Raw genomic sequence first — 22921 nt, 5'->3', positions numbered from 1 at the left:
ATTCATTATTTCTTATCTCCATTTATACTGTTGGAGAAGTGATCATGTACGTAACCATGACGCTGATCCTTAAAGTGACGGATTCATAATCCCTTGGGTTCGCTCAAAAATATCCAATCCCTGCTGCTTCAGCCAATAAGGGATATCGATCAGAACCCAGTTCTCAGAAAGCTTATCCCCTTGACGGTAATACACATCCACCACTTGCATGTCAGCTCGAACATTCCCGCCTGGCAGCCCCAGAAATCCACCTATTGGTGTATTCGAAAGGTTCGGCCATCCAAAGAAGCACGCGAACTGTCCTTCAGCAAACCGGCACACATGACCATTGAATTCCTTATCCTTAAGACCATTTCTAAAAGGAAGCTGGTGCTGCTGTTGATATCTCGGAATGGTATAACTCGCCCCGATCCCGCCAGGACCATACCAAATCATATCCTCCGACCAAGTACGTTCCAGGACCTCCGGAGGACACCCCATAGCTCCACTCTTATTCAATTCCGATAAATCATCGACCATTTGATTGACAAGATTCAGCGTTTTCACACCTTCTTCTTCTGGAGCATCGTCAAATTGCAGACCATCGTGATTTCTTGGACCTGGATAAACAAAGTATGTACCCGTTGAAGGAGGCAGCGGGTTCACTCCTGCCTGGATCATGAATCCGATCAGGTCAACGAATAACCCCGTTTTGGTGATTTTACCATCCTCTACACAATGGAACTCTGCATATCTTAGGTTGATCATTTTCCCTGTTCGTCGAATCCCCATCCAGTCTTGATCAAAGAGGCCCATGAAATGCCCCATGCTCATGACCCATGTTTCACCACTTATTTCGTTTGTGCCAGCCATGAAAATGTCCTGACGACGCTGCAGTTTTTTTAGAGATCTTAATAAAGGGACCCAAAAGGTTTCCGCAACTGCCTGAACTCCCTCCTGTTCACGGAAGGGGTAGACTCCTTGCCAACTATAATTTTCACCAGTATATTCCTTTAAAACACTTTGTACGTCTTCTGGTGTAGATTTCTCGAGCTCTTCGAAGTAACGTCTTACAATTCTTTTCTCTTCTTGATAATTACTCATGGTTACCTCCCACCTTATTTCAAGGACGAGTCTTCATATTGAATGCGCATTCAAAAATTCATAAAACAATTAGTATTTGTATACATTGAATACTATCGAATTTTCAGAAGAATGTAAATAGTTAATTTTGAATATTGTTAAAATTTAAATTCCTTTGATTTTCAGGAGTTTCGGTCCTTTCTTCTTGAACAGATACTATCACGAGAAATCACGCAGGGATAGTTAGAATCAGCAAAGTAAATCGCGAAACCTCAATAATAGTTATAAGACAAAGGCAGCGCGTGCCTTTGTCTCGATTATCTTTTTATTCAATACCTAATTCATTTTTAATATCATCCAAAGACTTTCCTTTATATTTCTCCACTGGTTTCGGGGCTGAATCCACGCCAGGATCTGCTTCAAGGAAGTTGTATTCAACTAATTCGAAGTCCTTTGCATCAACTGTACCGTCGAAATTTAGGTCTGAATGTTGCTCATCTGTTCCCCAGCTGTTTTTCATCTCGATCGCATCCATGATATCAATCACACTGTCCTGGTTGATGTCCCCGGCATCCTGCGTGCGCAGAGGCAAGCCATGCCATGTGCCGACAACCTTATCTTCACGTTGATCATAAATAGTGAAAGTGGATTTGACCGGAAAGTGTCCAGGGATATTCACTTCAATCTGGAAAGGCTTATCAGTTACTGGGAGCTTCGCTACAAAGTCATTGTTACGGACCATTTCCCCGTCATGTACGTTGCCTTCCCAATCGGTCACCTTTATGGAAACTGGAGCATTTGAATAGTCTGTACCATTGTCATATTTTCCGTCGGTACCAAAGAATCCTTGGGCTTTAATGTCCCCTCTTATCTCTGAATAGCTGCGCAGCAGTTCCGGATATTGTCCTTCAAAATATCCCTTTAAATTAGTCGTTTGACCGTTAACGTCTGTATACTTGCTTGAGAAGGTCGGCGCAGTTACGTAGTTCATTCTATAAAATTTGGCATCCTTCGCTTCAAACGTAACTTCTGCCAATGGAATGTCCCCATTCACTTCAGCTTCCGGATTCTCCAAATTCACTTGAACATCAAGGTGTCTTGTAGAACTGCTTTTTCCCTTGTCGTCATACGTAATCTCAGAATCACCATACTCGAGGAAATCCGGATGGATCTTCACGTCCGTCAACTCAAGTTGATTGCTGTCATAATCTACTGAGAAAGATCCTTCTTTAAGTTGTTTAACATTATGAGACGAGAGTGTCATCGTCAGCTTATCGCCAGCCATGATTTCTTTTTTATCCATGGAAGCAGTGGCATATTGTGTACCTTCTTTTACAAAACTATTGACAATTGGTCCACCCTGCGCGAAGTTTCCGACGGAGTCGTGTGCGAAGAACCCAACAGGATACCTGCTGAGAATCGGGTTCATCAAGATTTCATCCGAAAGGTTCCCTTCACCATCAGTATTCAATGCCCCTGTTGGGAATGGTGATCCATAATGGTAGACAATGTAATTATTGGATTGAGATGCTTCGAGTCCCGCCTTCTTCATATCTTCTATGGTCTTATCAAAAAGGGACATGGAGAATGGAACCGTTTCTTGTCCTTCCTTATACTCATACACGCCCGTCGGCAATGTACTTGAAAACTCCGGGGCTGTATTATCAATGAATGTATCCGTTTCTTTCGTGAACGTCTTCCCTTCACTGTTGGTCCCCACTAATCTTAGCTTGTAGTGGCCTTCCGGTGCCAATGCAGGGTTGACTGATATACGGTTATCATCATACGGGTAATAGTAACCTGCAAAGGCAGAGTTAATGATGATCCTCTGTCCCTCATTGATTCCTGAAGCATCCATGACCCCGACCAGTCCCATTTCTTTATTTGTCTTGCCATCGACCAACACGACGTTGATCTGTTCCATAGGTGACTTCAACGTAAAATCCATTGGGGTATAATTGAACAAGGCTCCGAATTGATTATTCTCTTTCGTCGAGAAGTTGAACGCTCTGACTGATTCAATTCCTTCTTCGGAAATTCGGATACCAAATGGGATTTGATATTCTTCAGATGGATTTTCCTCATTCACATAACGGATATACCCTTCATAGTAACCCTCTTCAGCTTTTTTAGGGATATTTAGGAATACGTTTGTTTTCTTTTTCTTCCCGGCCTTCACCTTAATTTTTTCATCAAAAGATAGATGGATTCCGTTTTTGGAAGCGTCATGGGACTGATTGGTAAACTCCACACTACCATTAAATGTTTTCGTTTCTTCACTGGAATTCTCAATCAAAATCGTACGCTGATCTCTCAGTGATTTTTCAATATATTGAAATCCGAAGCTCATACCCCCGGTCTTCTCATCAATGTTCATTTCTTCTCCATTCATGAGGGTGGTTGTCTCATCAATGACCTGAAAGTTCATATCTGAATGAATGGCTTCATAAGGATCCACCCTGCCGGCGCCAACTTCATAGACACTGTAATCGCCGTTCATAGGATCCGCGGTGTTCATGAATATGGATTTCACATCAGCTGGTTCCAAGTCTTGATTGGATTGTAATAATAGCGCCGCCATACCAGCTACATGCGGGGATGCCATTGAGGTTCCCGATAACCTCGCATAGGCGTAATCATACGTTCCGTTTTCTTTATCGTTGATATAGGAAGGAACCGTTGATAGCACACCCACACCAGGGGCAACAATTTCAGGCTTGATATCATAATTCATTCTGGAAGGTCCCCTTGAACTGAAATCGGCAAGGCGGTCACCCTCTGTTGTGATGGCCTGCCTATCGCTAAAGGAAAAGGTTTCTCCTTCCTGGATGCTTTCCTTCAAAGCTTCTCCTTCAGCCTTTGTCAGGGAGAATGTAGGAATAAAATCGACTCCCTCTCCAAGGAAATGAGGGATATGTCCTTCTTCACCGTTATTGTTATAAATCATGACGGCTTTAGCTCCATGCGCTGCTGCCGCTTTAATCTTATCAACAAACGAAATGTCACCACGGCTGATTAATGCGATATTCCCGGCTACAGGCTTACCGATAAAATCATTGTTACTGGTAGCAAGACCAACATCTACAAGCTGCATACTACTATCTTCTAAATCTGCGAGATTATCACTATAGTTTCTGGCCATTAGCTGAAGATTGACGCTTTCTGCACCATATTGACCAGTGAATGTCGCGATATCAATCGGAACATCACTTGCCCCTACTGTTAAGGCAAGTGCAGCGGTTCCAGGCGAGCCTAACGTAAAGGATTCACTTCCGCTATTACCAGCCGAAACGACAGCCGTCACCCCGCTGAGAACAGCATTGTTCACCGCTACAGAAGTCGGATACAAGGGATCATTTACACCTGCACCAAGGGAAAGGTTGATGACATCCATTCCGTCGGCAACAGCGCGATCAATCCCTGCAATGACCCCTTCACTCGACCCTCTTCCATAAGGTCCGAGGACACGGTAGCCATAAAGATCTGCTTCAGGAGCTACCCCTTTTATACTGTATTCACTTTCATTATCGCCTTCACCGGCAACCGTACCGGCAACATGAGTCCCATGTTCAGTATAATAGGAATTGCCATTCGAGAATTCCGGTAAACCGGACTCTTGCCAATCCTGATACGTTGCTTCCATCGGATCATTATCGTTGTCCACGAAGTCATAACCGCCTTTATAGACTTCATCCAAGTCAGGATGGTTATAGTCGATACCTGTATCAAGAACCCCCACTTTGATTCCTTTGCCGGTAAACCCTTCATTATGCAGCTTATCGACTCCTAAGTAAGGAAGGCTTTCCATCATATAATCTTTCGCTGGTCCGTTAGAAGGAGCCTCGGATGGAACCGGTGGATCAATTTGAACTTCGACGTTGCTGTAGACCGCTCTTACCACATCAAGTTTCATTAATTCTTCAATCCGATTAGCAGGAAGTTCCAAGGAAACACCGTTCATGGCGTTTTTATAAGTTTGGCCTACCTTGTAACCATTATTGCTTTTATCCTTGAACATGTTGGCCAACTCGTTTTTGAAGTGTTTTTGATCCTTTTCTACATGTGCCTTTGCTTCACGAGCGTCAAAGTTCTTTCCTTCCAGTTTGGCTTGCAACTGAGCGACTTTTTCAGGATGGTGGTCAAGCTGTACGATGACCTTCACCGGGCTGTCACTTTTAAGGTTAACCGTTCGGTCTAAATAAAGACCTTGCTTTTCCACTGACTGGAGCTGCTTATAGTTTTCCAGCTGCTGTGGAGACATGTTGGCAAGTACGGATTCCATTGAAGTTGGTTTTTCTGCAAGGACATTAATTGCCGGGATATTCCCGGAACCGAGCAAGAGGCCTGTACCTAATGCATACACTAACATTTTTTTGTTTCTCTTCATTTACTTATTCCATCCCCTTTTTCTTAATTTTCTAACACTTTGACTATAGCATTGGTCATGCCTGTAACCTATTGGGAAAGGCCTATAGGTAGATAGATCTGAGTTCAAAGATCAGAAAAAGACAGCAGGATGAACAATCTGCCAGGGAATCCGTGCTGAATCGCCTCGTAACCTCTAGTAATGGCCTAAGTTTCGATCCTTCCGAAATTTCCATTCAGTGTTAATTTTTCATTTGTAGTATAAAAAGACCAGGCCTATAACCTCATTTTGCTTTCCCAAGAAGCACGGGGACGGTTCTCATGCTTCCTTTTCACTTACCCAAAACCGCACACCTCACCCAACTCCCGCTACTACTCCTCTCCCTCCAAATCTCCATAAACCTGATGAACGAATCCCCCATCCTACGCCGTCTGAATCGGTCGCACCCAAACAACCCCATCCACTCTGAAACTCCGTATTATCTCCCTTCATTCCCCCCTCACCAGAAGCTAGCTCACAATGAACCAATAGAACCATCCCCATCCATGCCCAACAAAAGAACTGTTTTTTCAGAAGATATCTCTAACATTTAAGGAAAATTCTTCTACAATTCTATTGGAAATGTTTCGGAAACCGAATAAAAGTAGATCGTACAACCTAGCTTACAGCCCCTTTAATAGGGGGCAATTCATTTGGGCTTGCTCCTTCTTTCTCCTTTTTTGTAGAAAGCCGCGGAATTGGAATTGGCCGGGAAGACTTTGCCCGACGAGTGAATGCACAAATTGCTACACATGAGAAAATACTTACGCAAACCGCCGACCATGCAAGACAAATTAAGCACCTTGTAGCCTCCGAAAGACTGAATCTAGTAAAAAAAGGTCTGATTCCAAATGACAATGATCCTATCATCATCGATAGTGAAAACAAAGAGATTGCCGATCAAACCCTTGAAATGGTCGACATCGCCTCAGGTACGGTGCAGGACATTCCGGTCAACTACTTCAGCGCCACTGATGCAGAACCAACATTAGTAAGAGAAAGACCGACCACCAACGTGCTTATGCCCGGTCAGGAGGAAATAGCTGAAAAACTCAAAAACCAGGGATTAAAAGCCTTTACGTTGCCTAAGGTTGTAAAACTGCCTGCCGAGTCCTTTACCGTCACGAAAAAGGACAATATTGGAGAGTACGAGGACAGACAGCTTGTTGACGTGGAAACAGAGGTAACAAAAGAGAAAGTGACTTTCCCGAAAGGCAGCTATGTATTCTTGACGGCACAGCCTCAGACAAACCTATTATCTTTATCACTTGAGCCAGAATCAGTAGACAGTTATGTAAGCTTTAACTATGTCCCTTCTGAAGTTGGCCAGGAATTGCCGATCTACAGGTTTACGATTGATCCGAAGAAATCGGAAATGAAGAAGTTTATGAATAGGTAATAGCGGTTGCATTAGGCTGCTTGGAAGCACGGGGACGTTTCCCGTGCTTCCTTTTCTTCAGTCAATATATTTCAAGACATAAACATTGAAAAGAGTACAAATTTCGAAGCTCTCATGGAAACATCAAAATGGTTATAAGACAAAATCGGACGTCCCCTTGGTGAAATGTTAATGAAAGCAGATATCCCCTAATTTTTTCTTACATAGCACAAAAATCCTTAAGTTAGCAACGTAAGATTGTAGACAAACCCATCTTTGCATTTTGTGAAGATGGGTTTGTTTATTTACTCATTAAACAAGGTCCATTGGGATAAACTATTTCAGACCAATAACAGGAGGTATTTTAATGGAAATCAGTCACCATAAAACTAAGATAAGTTCATCAGAACTCGCAAACCTCTGGACACAGTATGTCAATGATAGCTTAGCCCGTTGCATGTTTCGCCATTTCCTTCATTATGTTCAAGATACAGATATTATTCAGGTGCTTGAATATGCCCTTGAACTAACGGAAAGACACCTTCAAAAGGCTGGAGAATTTTTAACAACAGAAGGGTATCCGATCCCAAAAGGATTTACAGATGAAGATGTTACTATAGATGCACCTCCTTTATTTTCAGACACTTATATCATTGTTTATTTACATATCATGGCTATTCATGGACTCACTAGATATGCAGGTGCAATAGGCAATGTCACTCGGGAAGATCAGAGAGAATATTTTATTGGAGTTATGACGGAAACGTTGGAATTGTATGATCGGTCCACTAAAGTTCTTACACATAAAGGTATTATTAGCAAACCACCTAGTTTGAACAATCACCAAAAAGTTGAGTTTATAAAGAAACAAAATTTCTTAACAGGTTGGCTAGGAAAACGCAGACCTATAAGTGCAGTAGAAATAAGTGGTACCTATCTGAATTTGCAGAAAACAATGGTGAAGACTGTCCTTGAATTAGGCTTCAGTCAAGTAGCTGAATCCAAAGAAGTCAGGAATTACATGGAACGGGCCAGGCAGCTCTGTAACGATCACTTTAAAGTACTATCTTCTATGTTAATCGAAGATAATTTACACGTTCCCAGGACATATGAGACGGAGGTGACTGATTCAACAACTCCTCCTTTTTCAGACAAACTTATGTTGTTTCATGTAACTGCACTACTCTCTTCTGCTATTGGTTATTACGGTGAGGCAATGGGGATAAGCCAACGAAGGGATTTAGCGGCGAGTTACGCAAAAATGATTGCAGAAATAGGACTGTTAGCTGAAGACGGAATGAATCTACTGATAGAAAATGAGTGGATGGAACAGCCCCCTCTGGCAACAGATCATAATGACTTGGCAAAAAACAAATGATGTATAGCGATAAAAAAAAAAGATAAAATCATTGAGAGTATAGTATGGAGTATAGCCCTGCCTGGATTTTCTCAATTATTAAATGGACGGCTTATAAAAGGAATTCTCTTTGTAGGATTGGAGATTATTATAAACGTCATGGCAAATTTTAATGAAATGATCCGCTTGAGCTTCCTTGGAAATATAGAGGGTGTAGTGTCACATACAAATTATCAGTGGCTTATGTTTTATCCCTGTTTATACTTCTTCTCGATGTGGGATGCCTTTAAGGACGCAGGCGGGGGGGAAAAACCTTATTCCTATCTTCCATTCGTCAGTTCCGCATTCTTTGTGACTGTAGGGGTTATGTATTCAGCACAAGCGAAAATTTTCGGAGTATTACTGGGACCGGTGTGGTTCCCAATGCTGTGTGTCATTCCTGAATTGATAATTGGATTTTCTTTAAAAATAATATTAAACAAAGTAAAAGTAGATTGAGCTGGAAGCACTGGTGGAAGCACGGGGACGGTTCTCGTGCTTCCTTTTCATCCACACATCACACCTTTATCTTACGCCCTTTCCATTTCACAGAATGAAAAACATTCACTCGAACAAAAGAATAAAGGAAAATCACTGCGAAGAATAAAAATAGCAGCGGGTAAAAAGGGAAAAACACCCATCTGAAATCCCCGACCCTGCGGGCAAACCATGCTGTTTGAACGGAATAGAGGATGTACAATGCCCCATTGACGATCATAGCGGCGGTTCTTTCCTCCATAATCGAAGAGATCAATGAAGATGCGCTAGTTAAACTTCCGGTAATCCAGAGAATGACCATCAACATGACCACGGGATGAGTGGACTTGGAACCAACGGCAAAACTTTTGCACCAGCCTTCGATCAGGCTTCCCATGCCTTCCGGATACATGCGAAACGAGATGATCCCTCTGCCGCCCAGGCAGCGAACGGGAAGGTTCTGATCAAGAAAGGCCTCTCCCAGTGCCAGATCATCCATGATGGCTCCCTCGATTTTTTCATGCCCTCCGGATAAAAAGTAATCGTCTCGATTACATAAAATACATGGACCGAACGAGCCTGCGGCTTTGAACCGTGATCCCCAGGCGGTAAATAGATTCATACCCACTACGACGATGATGTTAAAAACAATGGAAAGATGCTCATACACACGTTCCACAGTGTGATAGGGCTGCAAGGCAAGGATCCCCCTAGCCCCTTTCCCCTGGTAGACATGCAGAAGATTACGCAATCCATCCACGCTGGTGAATCGGGTATCAGCATCCAGGAACAGCAGCCAATCTCCTTTTGCCTCCTTGGCACCCCGCCAGCAGGCAGACGATTTCCCTGCACCGTTATTCTGCAGGACCGAGACACCGTAGCTTTCTGCGATGGCCACGGTACGATCCGATGAATCGTCATCCACCAACAGAACCTCAAATCCCTTGTACCGCTGCTCCTGCAACGACTGCAATAACGGGGAGATCCTGCCTTCTTCATTCCTGGCAGGGATAATGATGGACACAAACGGCAGCCCCGCCGTATGTTTGGAGGTGAATCTTGGAACCGGCAAGGACCAAAACATAATCATGCCAATGATCACCCCCAGGACACCCAAGATGAGATTGATCACTTCTGAAGCTGTCATGCAATCTACCTCCTTCCTTTAGAACGCACCAACGTGCCAATCCCCGTTCAACCTTTATGTAACTGCATTTCCTTACAGTTATCTACTTGATTTCTTGCCGACGCCTGACGTAATCGCCAATATCCGCCCGCGATTGTACCGTTGAACCACTATAATCGGAAGGTTGAAGACAATGGCATACAGAACCATCATCCATCCTGCCCATACGGGATTCCATATGAAGAACAGCGGAGCAGGGAGAATGGAAAGCCAATGGGTTAATTCCGCGCGTTTCGTTTCCGCCGCAAATACGATCAAGTCCCTCGACTTCGTGCCATGCAGCCCCTTTTTGCTGTATCCCTTTTTGAGAAAAATCGTGCCATCCAGAATCATCCCCTTCCACGATTTCACCCGGAATAAACGCTGCCACAATGCCCCGGACTGTTCAAAAGGGAACGTCCGAAACCAGAAATGGTCTTTCAGAAACCACGTCAAAGGCAGTTTCAAGCAAATGGCCGAAATGGCGAGATGAAAGAACGTCCAGGCAATCACATCAATGAGTATGATCCAGTGGTCAGGAAGTGAGACGATCATGACATCACCCCCTTTTTATCCAGAATCCCTCTCCATAATTTTCTCGCCGACAAGCTGGCCGCTTAACGTAACCATCGGCATTCCGCCTCCCGGGTTCACCGTTCCTCCAACAAAGTAGAGGTTGTCGTAGCGTTCACTCTGTTTCGGATGCTTCAAGCCTTTATTTTTCTTGCTGTCTGACACGGTCCCATAAATCGCCCCGCGGTCGGAACCATACGTGCGCCTGATATCTTCCGGTGTCCACATATCCTTAGTTACAATGTTGTCACGCAAGCCATCAAGTCCCATCTTCTCCAACTTGATCAGGACCCGCTCAGCGAATTGTTCATAGTCCTTTTGCGTATACGGATTCTCATCCCGGATAAACGGAATATGAGGCAGCACTTTGATATTTTCATGTCCTCGAGGAGCCTGAGTCGAATCGGTCTTATTGACATTGACGAGATAAATGACCGGGTCCTCCGGCAATTCATGGCGGTGGAAGATCGATTCCATTTGCTCCTTCATATTTTCGGCGAAAAAGAAATTATGATGGCGAAGCTGCGGATAACTCTTCTTCACACCCAGATGCATGACGAGGCCGGAACTCGCCGGTTCGAATTTCGTTTTTAATTTTTCAACATAATCACTGTCTTCCTCCAGTAATCGCTCGTACACCGGTATGACCTCCATATTGGACACATAGTGATCGGCCGTCACCCGTGTCCCGTCTTCCAAAACGGCTCCGGTAATGTCGCCATCCTTCTTTTCAAGTTTGACGATCTGTCGTCCAAGGTGGAAAGTCACCCCCACTTCCTCCGCCAGCTTCACAAGACCGTCCGCGAGCTTATGCAAACCGCCGGGAACATACCATGCTCCCTGATCATGCTGCATGTAGATCATCATATTCATCACAGCCGGCGCATCGTAAGGGGACGAACCCACATACTTGATAAAATAGGAGAGCATATCGCGAAACTGCTCATGACTGATCCGCTTATCGAGGGATTTATGCACCGTGGACATCAGGTCAATGTTCTTCAAGACACTGAACAGTCCCGCCTGCTTGACGATTCCTCTTGCCGTATCCGCACCTTCAAATAAGGTTTTATCCGTCATATCGTAATGAGTCTTCGAATGCTCCAGCAGACGTTGATATTCACGAATATCCTTTTCACTGAGAGAGGCATTCTTCTCCCGCATGTCGTTCAGATCTTCATATAAGTCTATGACATTTCCATCGTGGAAGAAGGAACGCCATTGATGATCCAGCCTTTCAATCTGGACATAATCCTTCATCGATTTACCGCTGGCCGCAAACAATTTCTCAAAGATCTGGGGCATCGTCAAAATGGACGGGCCGAGATCGAACCCAAAGCCGTCTTGCTCGAGCCGGTTCAACTTTCCTCCAATATGTTCGTTTTTTTCATATAAGGAGACATCGTATCCCGCCTGTGCGAGTGTTATGGCCGCCGACACCCCGCCGAGTCCCCCTCCAATGATAAGTACCGTTTTATTTTTCAATGGTTACCGTTCCTCCTGTTCGGAAATCTTGTTTGGAGTATGTATGTTTATCTGTAACACGTTCAACATCTGCCTGGCCTTGCGCCAGTGCTTTTCCAATACATCAAGTCTGTATCCTCCACACTTGTTTTATACCCTCACTGCCTCTAAGAAAAAACGTTGAATGTGTTTAGGACATGATTCAATATGGAGGGGCTTCAGCAACAGTCTTGATTTTGCCTGCGATCAATTGCCAGGCCTCTTCTGCTCTTTCTTTCGGTCCAAGATGGGTAAACGCATGGGCACAGCCCCTGAATATCGCCTCTTGAACGTTCACCCCTGCTGCTTTCAATTTCTCCGCATAACATTCGGCTTCCGGCCTGAATGCATCGGACTCAGCTATGAGAATCAGGGCTGCGGCTAAGCGGCCGTTAACCTCGGCTCGGACAGGGGAAGCGAGAAGATGCCCCGCTTGTCCCTTCCCTGGGACGTAACACATATGGATAAAATGGGCTGCTTTAGGAAAACGGGAACGCCACTTGTCTGGTTCCGGCTTTTCAGCATGAGGGGTGACAAAATCCAGCATAGGGCACGATAGCACTTGAAGCAGGGGCTGCTCGTCCCCCTTCTCTTCAAGATAGAGGCAAAGGGCTGTAGCAATATTTCCGCCTGAGCTTTGTCCGCCAACCATGACCTTTTCTGCCTCAATGCCCAATTCCTCCGCTCTTCCCTTCACCCATTGAATGATTTCATAGCCCTGTTCAATGGCTTTTGGAAAAGGATACTCGGGTGCCTTACCATATTCGACATTCAGAACAACACATTCGGCCTGATTCGCCAGGTAACGGCAATAAGGATCATCCAATTCCTTATCATTCATGATGAACGCCCCGCCATGGAAGTTGATATAGACAGGGAGTTTTTTCTTTTTTGCTGCCAAAGGATAATAGAAGGAAATGTAAGTGGGCCCAACAGATGTTTCAACTAACACATCTTTTTTCGTTTGTACATCCTGCCGGGGGATCATAGGTGTTTTGTTGGATAAATGAGAAAAGAGACGCATTAATTTTGCCATCATTACACGGAACATAAACGTTACCTCCCTTGGTAGTATAGTAGCTTCCATTCTTCGACACGTGCTGCTCCGGTAAGGATCGGTTGGCCTTCTACTAATCTAGTATTCCCCCGAAAAAGTGGCATTACACTTCTTTATAGATGAAACGGGGATAGTTCCTATCCAACTCTGATAGATTTAGTGTACCGGAAGCACAGGGACGGTTCTCATGCTTCCTGTTTTCATCTACCAGAAACACTCCTTACCCAACTCCCCCCAGCCGCTATCACACCCAGTAACATAACAAAAAGCTTGGGACTCCCCAAGCTTTTTAAGTGGTAATATAAATATCGACCTAAGTATATCTTTCACCGTCTTTCCTTTAACTTTTTTTCAGATTTTCGCTTTTTTGATAGTCTGTAAAGATCGAATGGCAGCCAAAAGATTAATGGCAAAATCCCTATCGCCACAAATTTATAATTATTTTCAGGAAAAATAAAGTAAATAAGCGCTAGACTTAAAGCAAATAATAAATAGGTTAACCAAAATAATTTGGGCTTCTCAAATAACATTAATAACTCTCCCTTTGTACTTAAAGTTAAAAACCACCTGTAAAAAGGTAGATTTTTACCATTATATACCTATCCAGATCTTTTTTTCACTAGTCGAATAGTCCAGCAACATCATATGATGTTTGTCACCGTATGTTTTTAGATTCTGCCTTTCCATCATATAACTTCCCCTAAGAATCTTATAATCGCTTCGGAACCCACGCTTCAGATTCATGATCCGCTGTCTGCTCTCCGGCAGGGTGATCATCCCATTTTGTGAGAGTTCCAGCTTCGCTTTATACACCGCGTTCATCGCACCATGCATCCTCGGCATCTCGTCCTTCGTCAGATATTTATAGGGATTCTGCCATTTCATCATGTTGATATCAGTGAGGCTTGAGAGGAGGCGCTGCATAATCTGCTTGGAGTAGAGTGGGGACTGTTCCCATTCGACTAGCTGGAACCGTCCCCACTCTCCCTACAGTTTTTTAATTTTTCATTTTATGTAAAAAGAAGCGTTCGATATGTCCCGGCGCAACCTAAGACCTCCTAACAATCATTTTTCAAAACACTTTCACACTAAACTCCCCCTTAGCTTATTACCAATTATTTAACAATTTTTCAATATCCATAATCATACTCAAGACAAACTTTCAAAAAAAAAGCTTATCCTGTTCTGGATAAGCTTCAAAAGCGGGCCTTGGGACCTGTCCCCGTAACTTAGAGTCTTTAAGTTTTTTGTTCCTACACACTTACCTAAACTAACACATAGTAACGAAGCTTAAAATGGTCCCCAATTCATCATAACCCCTATTGTCAGAAAGATAGAGCCCATCACGATCCAAATTAATAATAAGGGCATCATAAAACGAATCCACTTCGTCCAAGAGATCCCTGCTATCGCCAAATTCGCCATGAGTATTCCAGACGTTGGGGTAATGGTGTTTGTAAACCCGTCCCCCATTTTATAAGCTTGAACGGCTACTTGTCGCGGAATCTCCATGAGATCAGCAAGAGGTGTCATTATAGGCATGACAATAACGGCCTGTCCACTGCCTGAAGAAACAAGAATATTAAAAATCAAGTTGGCTACGAACATGACCAAAGCTCCCACCACACTTGTGAAAGGGGTCATCATCGTAGCCATTCCTTCGACAACGGTATCGAGAATTTTACCGTCTTCAAGGATCACAACGATCGAACGAGCCATACCGATAATCAATGCGCCGTATACTAGTCCTTTTGCTCCTTCAAAGAATTCAGAAACTAACTTGTTGGGAGTCATTTTCGCAATGATGGCGGTACCTGCAGCGATGATCAAAAAGATAGCAGCCATCTCATTCAGTGACCATTTATATTGAAACACACCAAAAACATAGATTCCAATTCCAACAACCAACCATAACAAGACCAGCTTATGCAATCTTGTTATTTCCTGCTTACCCGAAACTCCTTCTTTTTGTTCCACTTTCGGAAATGGAGTTTTCCCCAGAACACTTTTGGAAGGGTCGTTCTTCACTTTCTTAGCATAAAAGGCTATATAAGCAATGGTCGTGATTAAGATAGCGAGGTAAATGATGATTCGATAGCCAATTCCAGAAAACAAAGGAAGCTGAGCGATTTGCTGAGCAGTACCTGTTGTCAATGGATCCAAAAATGCAGTATTGAATCCTGCATACGCACCTAAATAGATAATCGAAACTCCCACGATCGCATCAAGCTTCATGGAACGTGCGAGTATGATACCAATTGGAATGAACGCAATGACAGCATTGACAATGATCCCAAGTGCACCAAAGACAGAGAATAATATACTTACCCCTGCTATCAGAAGCAATTCTTTGTTCTTGGTCTTTTCAATCGTTTTCAGGATGAGTGCATCAATGGCTCCCGTGGATTCAATGACAGCAAACGCACCTCCAATAATTAATACTAAGAAAATCAGTGGTGCGGAACTAATCATCCCTTCTTGAATTGCCAAGAATACATCCATCAAGGTAGCCGGAGATGATTCAACATTTTGATAGCTATCAGGAACAACCATCGTAATGCCGTCCACTTCTTCTCTCGAAAACTCTCCAGCGGGGATTATGTATGTCATGATTGCAATAAATACGAGTATCCCAAACAAGATGACGTAGGCATCTGGTATTCCCCACTTCCGTTTCTTTTCTTTTGACGTGATTGTTTGAACTTCCATCGTTTCGGCCTCCCCTTCTTAATCTTCTGAATATTCTGTTGACTAACCCCATAATAAATCATACAATTTAATTTAACAACAATAAATTAAAAACTTTATTTCAATGGGGAATCGATGATGTCTTATCTAGAAAAAACTCAGAAAAACTACAATCATTTAACAAAAGGTCTAAAAAACGTGGCTGAATCCCTGCGCACAAATCCAGTTCTGTTTGCGACCCATCCTGCAAAAAAAACTGCGGAAATCATTGATGTCAGCGAAACAATGGTCATTCGCTTTTGCAAAGCAATCGGGTATGCAGGCTATGGGGAATTACAAAAGGATGTTCAACAGAGTCTTTTATCCTTAAAGCCTCCCAAAAGGGATAACGGAAACGAACAAGTAAATTCTTTCGAACGAATCATGCAATCTGATGAGGAAAACATCCATCAGGCATCCCTCAACATTGATTGGGATGTTGCCAAACAAATCGTTGATTGTCTCGTTCAATCCAAGTCCACCAGCATAGTCGGCTATTACCACTCTTTTTCCTATGCTCACTGGTTCTATTTCCTGCTACATCATTTAATTGATAACACCTCCCTTTATCGACCTGAAACGGATATCGGGTTTACCAAAAATGGGAAAGATCATGCTATCATCATCTTTTCTTACTACCGTTACGCATTAGAGGGGATTCGCCTTGCAAAAGAGGCAAAAGAAAATGGAAACACGATTGTGATCATAACGGATTCAGAGCTTTCTCCCATTGTTGAGTATGGGGATCACGTTCTTACCATTCACTCAGCAAAGAAATCGATCCTTGAAAAAGGGCCCATTACTTTCTCCGTATTAAACACATTACTACTTCACATTGCTCAGCAAACAGGAAAAATGGACTTTGTCAATCCCGCGAACACCTACTATATAAAGTGAAAGGAGAACTATAGCATGAATGCACCATTTAAAGAAAAAATCCGCGATACCTTTGAATATTTCCATACCCACCCTGAAATAAGTTGGGAGGAAAAGAAAACAACAACTTATATCCAAAATACCCTTGAAAAATCAGGGTGCCGTGTACAAACCTTTGAAGATTGTACAGGCGTAATAGGCGATTATGGGAATTTCAGCGGAAAAGTACCAATCATAGGAATCCGGGCAGATATCGATGCTCTATGGCAGAAGGTTGACGGAGAGCTGCAGGCTAATCACTCATGCGGTCATGATGCCCATATGACCATGGTGCTGGGGGTGCTTTGGAAAATGAAAGAGGATGAACAACTAAAGGAAAAAATAGGTGTCCGCTTTATTTTCCAACCTGCTGAGGAAGTCGGGGCGGGCGCACTGAAGATGGTAGAAAAAGGGGTGGTTGATGAAATTGACTACTTATATGGTATTCATCTTCGCCCCATTCAGGAGACAGCGAACGGCTTCGCAGCGCCATCGATTCTTCATGGAGCAACCGGCTCTTTAGAGTTTGAGATTCAGGGAGACGATGCCCACGGAGCCCGTCCTCATTTAACACATAACGCCATTGAAATTGGCAATCACATCCTAAACGCCTTGAATACTATACATTTAAACCCGAGCATCGCCCATTCACTCAAAGTGACAAAATTTCAATCCGGAGGAAAGAATCTTAACATTATTCCAGGAAGTGCTTCCATTGGTCTCGACCTCCGCTCCCAAACCAATGAGCTAATGAAAGAATTACAACAAAGAGTAAAAGAAATTCTTCATACGACCAGCGAATTGTATGGAGTACCAATAGAAGTGACTAAAGACTATGGTATAGCCGCGGCAGAATTGAGTGAAAAAGCACAGACATATGCACACAGGGCGATTGTGAATGTTCTTGGAGAAAAGAACGTGACCCCTCCTTTAGTAACACCCGGCGGGGATGACTTTCACTTTTACACAATAAGAAAACCCCACCTAAAGGCAACTATGGTAGGACTTGGTTGTGATTTACAACCCGGCCTCCATCACCCTAATATGAAATTTGAAAAAGATTCATTGTTTAATGGCATCGAAATTCTGACTGAAATTGTGAAACTACATTCCCGGAAGGATGGATGAAGAGTGAATCCTGTTTATATTAAAGAAGTGGTTCTTCACACGATAAATGTATCTCTAAAATCTCCCTTTACCACAAGTTTCGGAACAATAAAAACAAAAGAGGTCTGCATAGTAGAGATCATTGATGAATCAGGTCTCTCTGGATGGGGAGAAACAGTCACTAGCGACGAGCCGTACTACAATGAAGAAACCACCCAAACGGCCCGGTATATCCTAAAAGACTTTCTCATTCCAAAATTGATTAAGAAAGAGATCGCCCACCCAAAGGAAGTCAAACAATTACTTTCTTTCGTACGCCGGCACCAAATCGCCAAAGCAGCAATCGAAACAGCGGTTTGGGATGTCTTTAGTAAGAAGAATAATAAGCCGTTATATGAAGTTCTTGGAGGTATACGGAAAAAAATTGCCGTGGGAAAAAGCATCGGCATTCAGAATACCCCTGAAGAATTAGTTTCTAAAGTGGCACAATACGTGAACGAGGGATTTCAAAAAATCAAAGTCAAAATCGCTCCTGGGGCAGATATAGAATTTATTAAGAAAGTCAGGGACTCCTTTCCTGACATCAATTTAATGGCAGATGCCAATTCTGCTTATACATTAGAGGACATTGAGCATTTGAAGCAACTAGATCAATATAATTTAATCATGATTGAACAGCCCCTCGCTCATGATGACATTATTGACCACAGTAATCTTCAAAAAGAAATGTCAACACCGATCTGTCTTGATGAGAGCATACACACCTATGAAGACGCCCGAAAAGCAATCGACCTGGGGAGCTGTAAAATCATCAATATCAAAATTGGCCGTGTTGGAGGACTTCAGGAATCCATTAGAATTCATGACTTGTGCAAAGAAAACAATATCCCCGTTTGGTGCGGGGGGATGCTTGAAACCGGGGTTGGGAGATCCCATAACCTTCACATGACGACACTTTCAAACTTTACCATTCCAGGTGACACCGCACCCTCCTCCCATTACTGGCATGAAGACATCATCACCCATGATATCGTGATGGACAGGGGATACATTAGTATTCCAGAAGGAATCGGAATAGGGTCAGAGGTGTGCAGAAAATCGCTAAAAGAAAGGTTAATCCAATCAGAATCCTTTATAAGTGATTATTCGGTCCATCCGATACCGAGCTGAGACAATCCTTCTATTAAATGAATGAATAGGTAGAAATAGCTATCACTATACCTTTTTCCTTCATTTATCTAATCTATACCAAATATACTATTTGGGTGAAAACAGGGACGGACCTCTACTTTAAGAAGAAGAGGTCCGTCCCTATTTTCCCTTGTTTTCACCCATGAACCCAACTCCCCCCACTAACCCTCTCCCGCCCAATCAATCCCCCATCCTCCACCACACCCAACATATCCATCATCACCGCAAACGGCACTTCATACCCAGACAAAACCCCAGCTTCCTGACACCCCTCCCACATCTCCCTATAACTAATAAAAGCATATCCATCTTCACGCCTCACCCGGTCATCAACCAAAAGACCCATCACCACTCCATACACCTTCAAACTATCAATCTGAAACTCCGACACGTTCTTCACATACTCTGTCACCAACATCCCAATCCCTCCCTTTTTCACCATTTTATCCTTAGTCAAAGGTCCAGTCCCCTTGGCTAACTTCGCTTTTCACATTACAATAAACACAGTTACCATAAATACATACATAATATTTGGAGGGATCACTTGAAAAGATCACTTGCTATTTTACTATGTTGTACAATCCCTTTTTTACTATTCGGCTGTATAGGTGGAGAACCCGTTGAAGAACTTTCTAATAATGATTTATCAGTAAAGCATTGGAGTAAATTAGACCAAAAAAGAAAAAGTGCAATTGTTATAGAGATTTTTGAAGAAGAGAGAATCTATATGAGTACAGAAAACTATCAAGATAACAAATCATCGATTATCTCACTATTTGATAAAGCATTAGAAAAAACTCCTTACCAGGAAAACAATTTAAAAAAATCTATGAAAGAGTTTTATAACGATAGAAAAATAACTGAAGATGTTAATTGACGTTTCATTTACTCCACAAAATTAGAACCCTCCGTTACCAAGGAATCTGTCCCCCCGGCTCACTCAAACCGAAGCAACAGAACCGTCCCCCTGCTTCATCCACCCACCACGAAATCTCCCAAACTCCCTCACAAACTCCAGCTTCACCGTCCCCACCGGCCCATTCCGGTTCTTCGCAATCTTCACTTCCACTTCCTGTCCGTTCTTCGAATCCGGATAGTAGTAGTCATCCCGGTATAAAAACAACACCACATCCGCATCCTGCTCGATATTCCCCGAGTCACGCAGATCCGACAGCCTCGGACGCTTATCATCCCGCGATTCAACTCCCCTTGAAAGCTGGGACAACAGAATAATCGGAATCTCAAACTCCTTCGCCATCCCCTTCAGCTGCTTCGTAATATGCCCGATGGCCAGATCATGCCGGTCAAAACGCTCCTTCACCGTAATCAACTGCAGGTAATCAATCACCACGAGAAACGGCTCCGTCGGGTACTCCCGCTTCAGATTCATGATCCGCTGTCTGATCTCCGGCAGCGTGATCATCCCATTTTGCGAGAGTTCGAGCTTCGCTTTGTACACGGCGTTCATAGCCCCGTGCATCCTCGGCATCTCATCCTTCGTCAGATACTTATAGGGATTCTGCCATTTCATCATGTTGATATCCGTCAAACTTGAAAGAAGTCGCTGCATAATCTGCCTCGAGCTCATCTCAAGGGAGAATACCATGCTCACCCCCTTCTCCCTCGTGCATTCCCACGCAAGCTGGATGGCAAAGGCCGTCTTCCCCATGGAAGGTCTCGCCGCGAGGATGATGAGCTCCCCTTCCTTCCACCCTCCCGTCAGCGCATTCAGGCTCTCGAATCCCGTCGAGACACCGGGAAGTCCGTCCCTCTCCATGTAAAGAGATTCATAGAGATCCATGATGATTTCGTCCTTCGTTTCTTCGTCTGTGATCGTGTTCGTATGCATGTCGATGAGTGCTTTGTAGAGGCCCTGTGCGGATTCCGGGGTGTAGGCGTTCAGGAAGTGATGGGCCGAGTTCTTGATAAGGCTCAGTTCGTAATACTTCAGGACAATCTGTTCATACTGCTCGATGTTCACCGTCGTCGGGCAGTAGTTGGCAAGCGCCAGGAGAAACTGGACCCCTCCGACATTCTCAATGTCATCACGGAGCTCTTCCACCACCATGACCAGATTGATCTCAAGCCTCTTCTTCTGAAGCCCCTTCATCGCTTTAAAAATCAGGCGGTTCTTCACTAGAGTGAAATGCTTCTCCTCCAAGGTCAGTTCATCCAAGACACCAGGCTCCATAAGAACCGCTCCAATGATCATGCTTTCCGCTTCATGCAGCTCGCGAAGCAGCTGTTCATCGTGCCCAGGGTGGTGCAGGTCGTGTCCATTGATTTCGTCGTTCATCCTCAATGCGTTCCGCTCCTTCTTTTTCCCAAATGTGAATGGTTTGTAGTATCGTCGTTTCTTCCACCGGCTGTTCATACAGCTCGGCTATAGTCGGCATGTATTGGCTCACTTTAATATGGGCTTCGATCCGCCTCTTCACCTGGTGATAATCACAATTTTGCAGATGCTGAAACCAGATCGCCGCCGTGTCCTGGGTGAACTGTCTGTGAGGGAAAGCCCCCTGGATCATCTTGACCAGCTCCCTGAACTCCCCGAACGTCATGCTCCCGTCACACTCTCCTCCAGCCCGTCCAGCATCTTGTCCAGATTACGCATCGAAACCTCAGGGGGCAGATACGACTCAAGGGCCTTCTCCAAATACCTGGGGCTGTTGATCGTCAGCTTCGGGTTGATGCTCTCCTGCTTATCAAACTGCTCGTCCATAAAAGCAATCAACTCGGCTGTCGACATCTCGTTCAAGCTGATCCGCTCCATCGCCATCTGGTCCATCGGTGTCAAGAAGAACCCTCTCCCCCTCCTGCCGACGAAATGTCCGATCAGTGCCCGAAGCCTTTCCTCATCAGCAGCACCTTTGTTGTTGTTCTCTAAGATCTCTTCTTTCTCTAAGTTCTTAAGTCTGTTTTCACAACTCATTCGCTCCTCCTTCATACCTGATTCACATGAAGAGGACAAAAGGGTACCAGCCCCCTCATCAGGCTGGTCACCAGCGGATTCATCATCCCCTTTTCCTTCCATAGGGAATCCCATCCACTTCAAATACTCCCCACACAACGGATCATTCACCGGTCGAACCGTAAAGATAAACCCATGCTGAAACTTCTCCGCCTTCAACCAGTCATACTTCTCCAACCGCTTAATCGAACGCTGGATCCTCGACGCCGTATACGCATCCTTCTTCTTCCCATTGTAAAACCACAAATCCTCCTGCAGCTTCCCGATCGACCGGACATACTGCCTCTCCCCAAGAACCACATCCCCAACCCGAACCCCACCTGTGTGAGTTGCATGTAACAGAATCCATACATACAACCTGATATCCTCCGGGTGATGAAAAATTTCCGTATCCACCATGACTTTTTCTAGTTTTCTCCATCCACTCATTTGAATCACTCCTGTTTCAGTTTGTATTCACCTCTTATATAGGGGGATGGGAATGAAATGGACACCCTTTGGGGAAATTTTTTATAAAAAAAACATTCGGGTGGGGTCCGAATGTTTAAAGGTTGTTTTATGAACTTATTAGTACGCCATACAATCAGAATTCAATGGCATAAAAACCCTTGAACTTTCATCTATATAAATTTACTTAAAGTAATGACCATTTCGATGTGTTTGATCAGGACCAAAATGCCTCCTTTCTTGGAAATCGACAACATAGGATTGGGATTGGTCAGAATTTAAAAGTTGTAGCTACTTCTAAATATCTTTTTTTTATGATGGGGATGGAAAGTCTCAGGATAAGTTTTATATTGCTGATTACTTAGAGAAATCATCAGAGGTTCAGTATAGAGAGAAAAGAGAAGGAAAAAGACTGAGGTGATTGATTTATCGGTTTAGAGTGGAATCAGAATGTAAGCCCCTTTTGTAGCTTGCAATCTTGTTAACAGCAGTATGGTTTTTGAATAGCAATTAAGGCTATATATACAAGTTCTGTATAAAATCTTGT

At 43.8% G+C, this 22921-nt stretch carries 20 protein-coding genes; 7 read left to right on the top strand and 13 right to left on the bottom strand.

Annotated elements, in window-relative coordinates; translation table 11 throughout:
- Positions 1–69 precede the first annotated feature (69 nt).
- The 3 genes from AAEM60_RS04280 to AAEM60_RS04270 all read right to left on the bottom strand — a co-directional run bounded on the left by AAEM60_RS04280 (position 70) and on the right by AAEM60_RS04270 (position 5920).
- A complete protein-coding gene (locus AAEM60_RS04280) occupies positions 70–1083 on the bottom strand; it encodes a nuclear transport factor 2 family protein (protein WP_341357502.1) in 1014 nt (337 codons plus the stop codon).
- Between the two features lie 304 nt (positions 1084–1387).
- On the bottom strand, positions 1388–5449 hold the full coding sequence (locus tag AAEM60_RS04275) for a S8 family serine peptidase (protein WP_341357501.1): 4062 nt from the start codon (positions 5447–5449) through the stop codon (positions 1388–1390).
- Positions 5450–5782: 333 nt separating this feature from the next.
- Positions 5783–5920 carry a hypothetical protein gene (locus AAEM60_RS04270; protein ID WP_299742177.1) on the bottom strand — a complete coding sequence of 46 codons (138 nt, stop codon included), beginning with the start codon at positions 5918–5920 and terminating at the stop codon, positions 5783–5785.
- A 277-nt stretch (positions 5921–6197) separates the two neighbouring features.
- On the opposite strand from AAEM60_RS04270, the gene AAEM60_RS04265 reads away from it, so the two are divergent.
- The 3 genes from AAEM60_RS04265 (at position 6198) to AAEM60_RS04255 (ending at position 8700) form a co-directional block, all read left to right on the top strand.
- A complete protein-coding gene (locus tag AAEM60_RS04265; protein ID WP_341357500.1) occupies positions 6198–6866 on the top strand; it encodes a hypothetical protein in 669 nt (222 codons plus the stop codon).
- Between the two features lie 346 nt (positions 6867–7212).
- A complete protein-coding gene (locus AAEM60_RS04260; protein ID WP_299742171.1) occupies positions 7213–8223 on the top strand; it encodes a DUF3231 family protein in 1011 nt (336 codons plus the stop codon).
- A 138-nt stretch (positions 8224–8361) separates the two neighbouring features.
- Positions 8362–8700 (top strand): hypothetical protein, encoded by a 339-nt coding sequence (locus AAEM60_RS04255; RefSeq protein WP_341357499.1) that lies wholly within the window; start codon positions 8362–8364, stop codon positions 8698–8700.
- A 58-nt stretch (positions 8701–8758) separates the two neighbouring features.
- On the opposite strand, the gene AAEM60_RS04250 is transcribed toward AAEM60_RS04255, so the two are convergent.
- The 6 genes from AAEM60_RS04250 to AAEM60_RS04225 form a co-directional block, all read right to left on the bottom strand.
- Complete coding sequence (locus tag AAEM60_RS04250; protein ID WP_341357498.1) at positions 8759–9865, bottom strand: glycosyltransferase; 1107 nt, start codon at positions 9863–9865, stop codon at positions 8759–8761.
- Between the two features lie 78 nt (positions 9866–9943).
- Complete coding sequence (locus AAEM60_RS04245) at positions 9944–10438, bottom strand: glycosyl-4,4'-diaponeurosporenoate acyltransferase (RefSeq protein WP_341357497.1); 495 nt, start codon at positions 10436–10438, stop codon at positions 9944–9946.
- Positions 10439–10453: 15 nt separating this feature from the next.
- Positions 10454–11941, bottom strand: a complete 1488-nt coding sequence (gene crtI, locus AAEM60_RS04240; RefSeq protein ID WP_341357496.1) for a phytoene desaturase family protein — start codon at positions 11939–11941, stop codon at positions 10454–10456.
- Between the two features lie 181 nt (positions 11942–12122).
- On the bottom strand, positions 12123–13010 hold the full coding sequence (locus tag AAEM60_RS04235) for an alpha/beta hydrolase (RefSeq protein ID WP_341357495.1): 888 nt from the start codon (positions 13008–13010) through the stop codon (positions 12123–12125).
- A gap of 597 nt (positions 13011–13607) precedes the next feature.
- Positions 13608–13838 carry a hypothetical protein gene (locus AAEM60_RS04230; protein ID WP_341357494.1) on the bottom strand — a complete coding sequence of 77 codons (231 nt, stop codon included), beginning with the start codon at positions 13836–13838 and terminating at the stop codon, positions 13608–13610.
- Positions 13839–14306: 468 nt separating this feature from the next.
- Entirely contained in the window at positions 14307–15725 is a 1419-nt protein-coding gene (locus AAEM60_RS04225; RefSeq protein WP_341357493.1) for a YfcC family protein, read from the bottom strand.
- Positions 15726–15839: 114 nt separating this feature from the next.
- Between AAEM60_RS04225 and AAEM60_RS04220 the strand changes: the two genes are divergently transcribed.
- The 3 genes from AAEM60_RS04220 to menC are packed head-to-tail and all read left to right on the top strand — an operon-like array spanning position 15840 to position 18935.
- The gene (locus AAEM60_RS04220; protein ID WP_341357492.1) at positions 15840–16640 is read left to right on the top strand and encodes a MurR/RpiR family transcriptional regulator; all 801 of its coding nucleotides are present in this window, start codon (positions 15840–15842) and stop codon (positions 16638–16640) included.
- A gap of 15 nt (positions 16641–16655) precedes the next feature.
- Positions 16656–17786, top strand: a complete 1131-nt coding sequence (locus AAEM60_RS04215; RefSeq protein ID WP_341357491.1) for a M20 peptidase aminoacylase family protein — start codon at positions 16656–16658, stop codon at positions 17784–17786.
- Positions 17787–17789: 3 nt separating this feature from the next.
- On the top strand, positions 17790–18935 hold the full coding sequence (gene menC, locus AAEM60_RS04210; protein ID WP_341357490.1) for an o-succinylbenzoate synthase: 1146 nt from the start codon (positions 17790–17792) through the stop codon (positions 18933–18935).
- Positions 18936–19092: 157 nt separating this feature from the next.
- On the opposite strand, the gene AAEM60_RS04205 is transcribed toward menC, so the two are convergent.
- The gene (locus AAEM60_RS04205) at positions 19093–19413 is read right to left on the bottom strand and encodes a hypothetical protein (protein ID WP_341357489.1); all 321 of its coding nucleotides are present in this window, start codon (positions 19411–19413) and stop codon (positions 19093–19095) included.
- 87 nt (positions 19414–19500) lie between these two features.
- Here AAEM60_RS04205 and AAEM60_RS04200 point away from each other — a divergent pair, with 87 nt between their 5' ends.
- Positions 19501–19833 carry a hypothetical protein gene (locus AAEM60_RS04200; RefSeq protein WP_341357488.1) on the top strand — a complete coding sequence of 111 codons (333 nt, stop codon included), beginning with the start codon at positions 19501–19503 and terminating at the stop codon, positions 19831–19833.
- A 63-nt stretch (positions 19834–19896) separates the two neighbouring features.
- Here AAEM60_RS04200 and AAEM60_RS04195 read toward each other — a convergent pair whose 3' ends face one another.
- The 3 genes from AAEM60_RS04195 to AAEM60_RS04185 are packed head-to-tail and all read right to left on the bottom strand — an operon-like array spanning position 19897 to position 22356.
- Positions 19897–21252, bottom strand: coding sequence for a replicative DNA helicase (locus tag AAEM60_RS04195; protein ID WP_341357487.1), 1356 nt, complete (start codon positions 21250–21252; stop codon positions 19897–19899).
- Complete coding sequence (locus tag AAEM60_RS04190; protein ID WP_341357486.1) at positions 21203–21517, bottom strand: hypothetical protein; 315 nt, start codon at positions 21515–21517, stop codon at positions 21203–21205. The genes AAEM60_RS04195 and AAEM60_RS04190 overlap by 50 nt, the downstream gene beginning before the upstream one ends.
- Positions 21514–22356: a hypothetical protein gene (locus AAEM60_RS04185; RefSeq protein ID WP_341357485.1), complete on the bottom strand. Its 843-nt coding sequence runs from the start codon at positions 22354–22356 to the stop codon at positions 21514–21516. The genes AAEM60_RS04190 and AAEM60_RS04185 overlap by 4 nt, the downstream gene beginning before the upstream one ends.
- Between the last annotated feature and the right edge of the window lie 565 nt (positions 22357–22921).

This window comes from Rossellomorea sp. y25 (assembly GCF_038049935.1).
GTDB lineage: Bacteria > Bacillota > Bacilli > Bacillales > Bacillaceae_B > Rossellomorea.
Note: the sequence above shows the minus strand (reverse complement) of the source record. Positions and strands in the feature narration are given on the sequence as shown.

Bases quoted from the DNA above. Each gene is read 5' to 3' on its own strand.
- AAEM60_RS04280 (WP_341357502.1), bottom strand. From the start codon at position 1,083: ATGAGTAATTATCAAGAAGAGAAAAGAATTGTAAGACGTTACTTCGAA.
- AAEM60_RS04275 (WP_341357501.1), bottom strand. From the start codon at position 5,449: ATGAAGAGAAACAAAAAAATGTTAGTGTATGCATTAGGTACAGGCCTC.
- AAEM60_RS04270 (WP_299742177.1), bottom strand. From the start codon at position 5,920: ATGAAGGGAGATAATACGGAGTTTCAGAGTGGATGGGGTTGTTTGGGT.
- AAEM60_RS04260 (WP_299742171.1), top strand. From the start codon at position 7,213: ATGGAAATCAGTCACCATAAAACTAAGATAAGTTCATCAGAACTCGCA.
- AAEM60_RS04255 (WP_341357499.1), top strand. From the start codon at position 8,362: ATGGCAAATTTTAATGAAATGATCCGCTTGAGCTTCCTTGGAAATATA.
- AAEM60_RS04250 (WP_341357498.1), bottom strand. From the start codon at position 9,865: ATGACAGCTTCAGAAGTGATCAATCTCATCTTGGGTGTCCTGGGGGTG.
- AAEM60_RS04245 (WP_341357497.1), bottom strand. From the start codon at position 10,438: ATGATCGTCTCACTTCCTGACCACTGGATCATACTCATTGATGTGATT.
- AAEM60_RS04235 (WP_341357495.1), bottom strand. From the start codon at position 13,010: ATGTTCCGTGTAATGATGGCAAAATTAATGCGTCTCTTTTCTCATTTA.
- AAEM60_RS04230 (WP_341357494.1), bottom strand. From the start codon at position 13,838: ATGAACGCGGTGTATAAAGCGAAGCTGGAACTCTCACAAAATGGGATG.
- AAEM60_RS04225 (WP_341357493.1), bottom strand. From the start codon at position 15,725: ATGGAAGTTCAAACAATCACGTCAAAAGAAAAGAAACGGAAGTGGGGA.
- AAEM60_RS04220 (WP_341357492.1), top strand. From the start codon at position 15,840: ATGATGTCTTATCTAGAAAAAACTCAGAAAAACTACAATCATTTAACA.
- AAEM60_RS04215 (WP_341357491.1), top strand. From the start codon at position 16,656: ATGAATGCACCATTTAAAGAAAAAATCCGCGATACCTTTGAATATTTC.
- AAEM60_RS04195 (WP_341357487.1), bottom strand. From the start codon at position 21,252: ATGAACGACGAAATCAATGGACACGACCTGCACCACCCTGGGCACGAT.
- AAEM60_RS04190 (WP_341357486.1), bottom strand. From the start codon at position 21,517: ATGACGTTCGGGGAGTTCAGGGAGCTGGTCAAGATGATCCAGGGGGCT.
- AAEM60_RS04185 (WP_341357485.1), bottom strand. From the start codon at position 22,356: ATGAGTGGATGGAGAAAACTAGAAAAAGTCATGGTGGATACGGAAATT.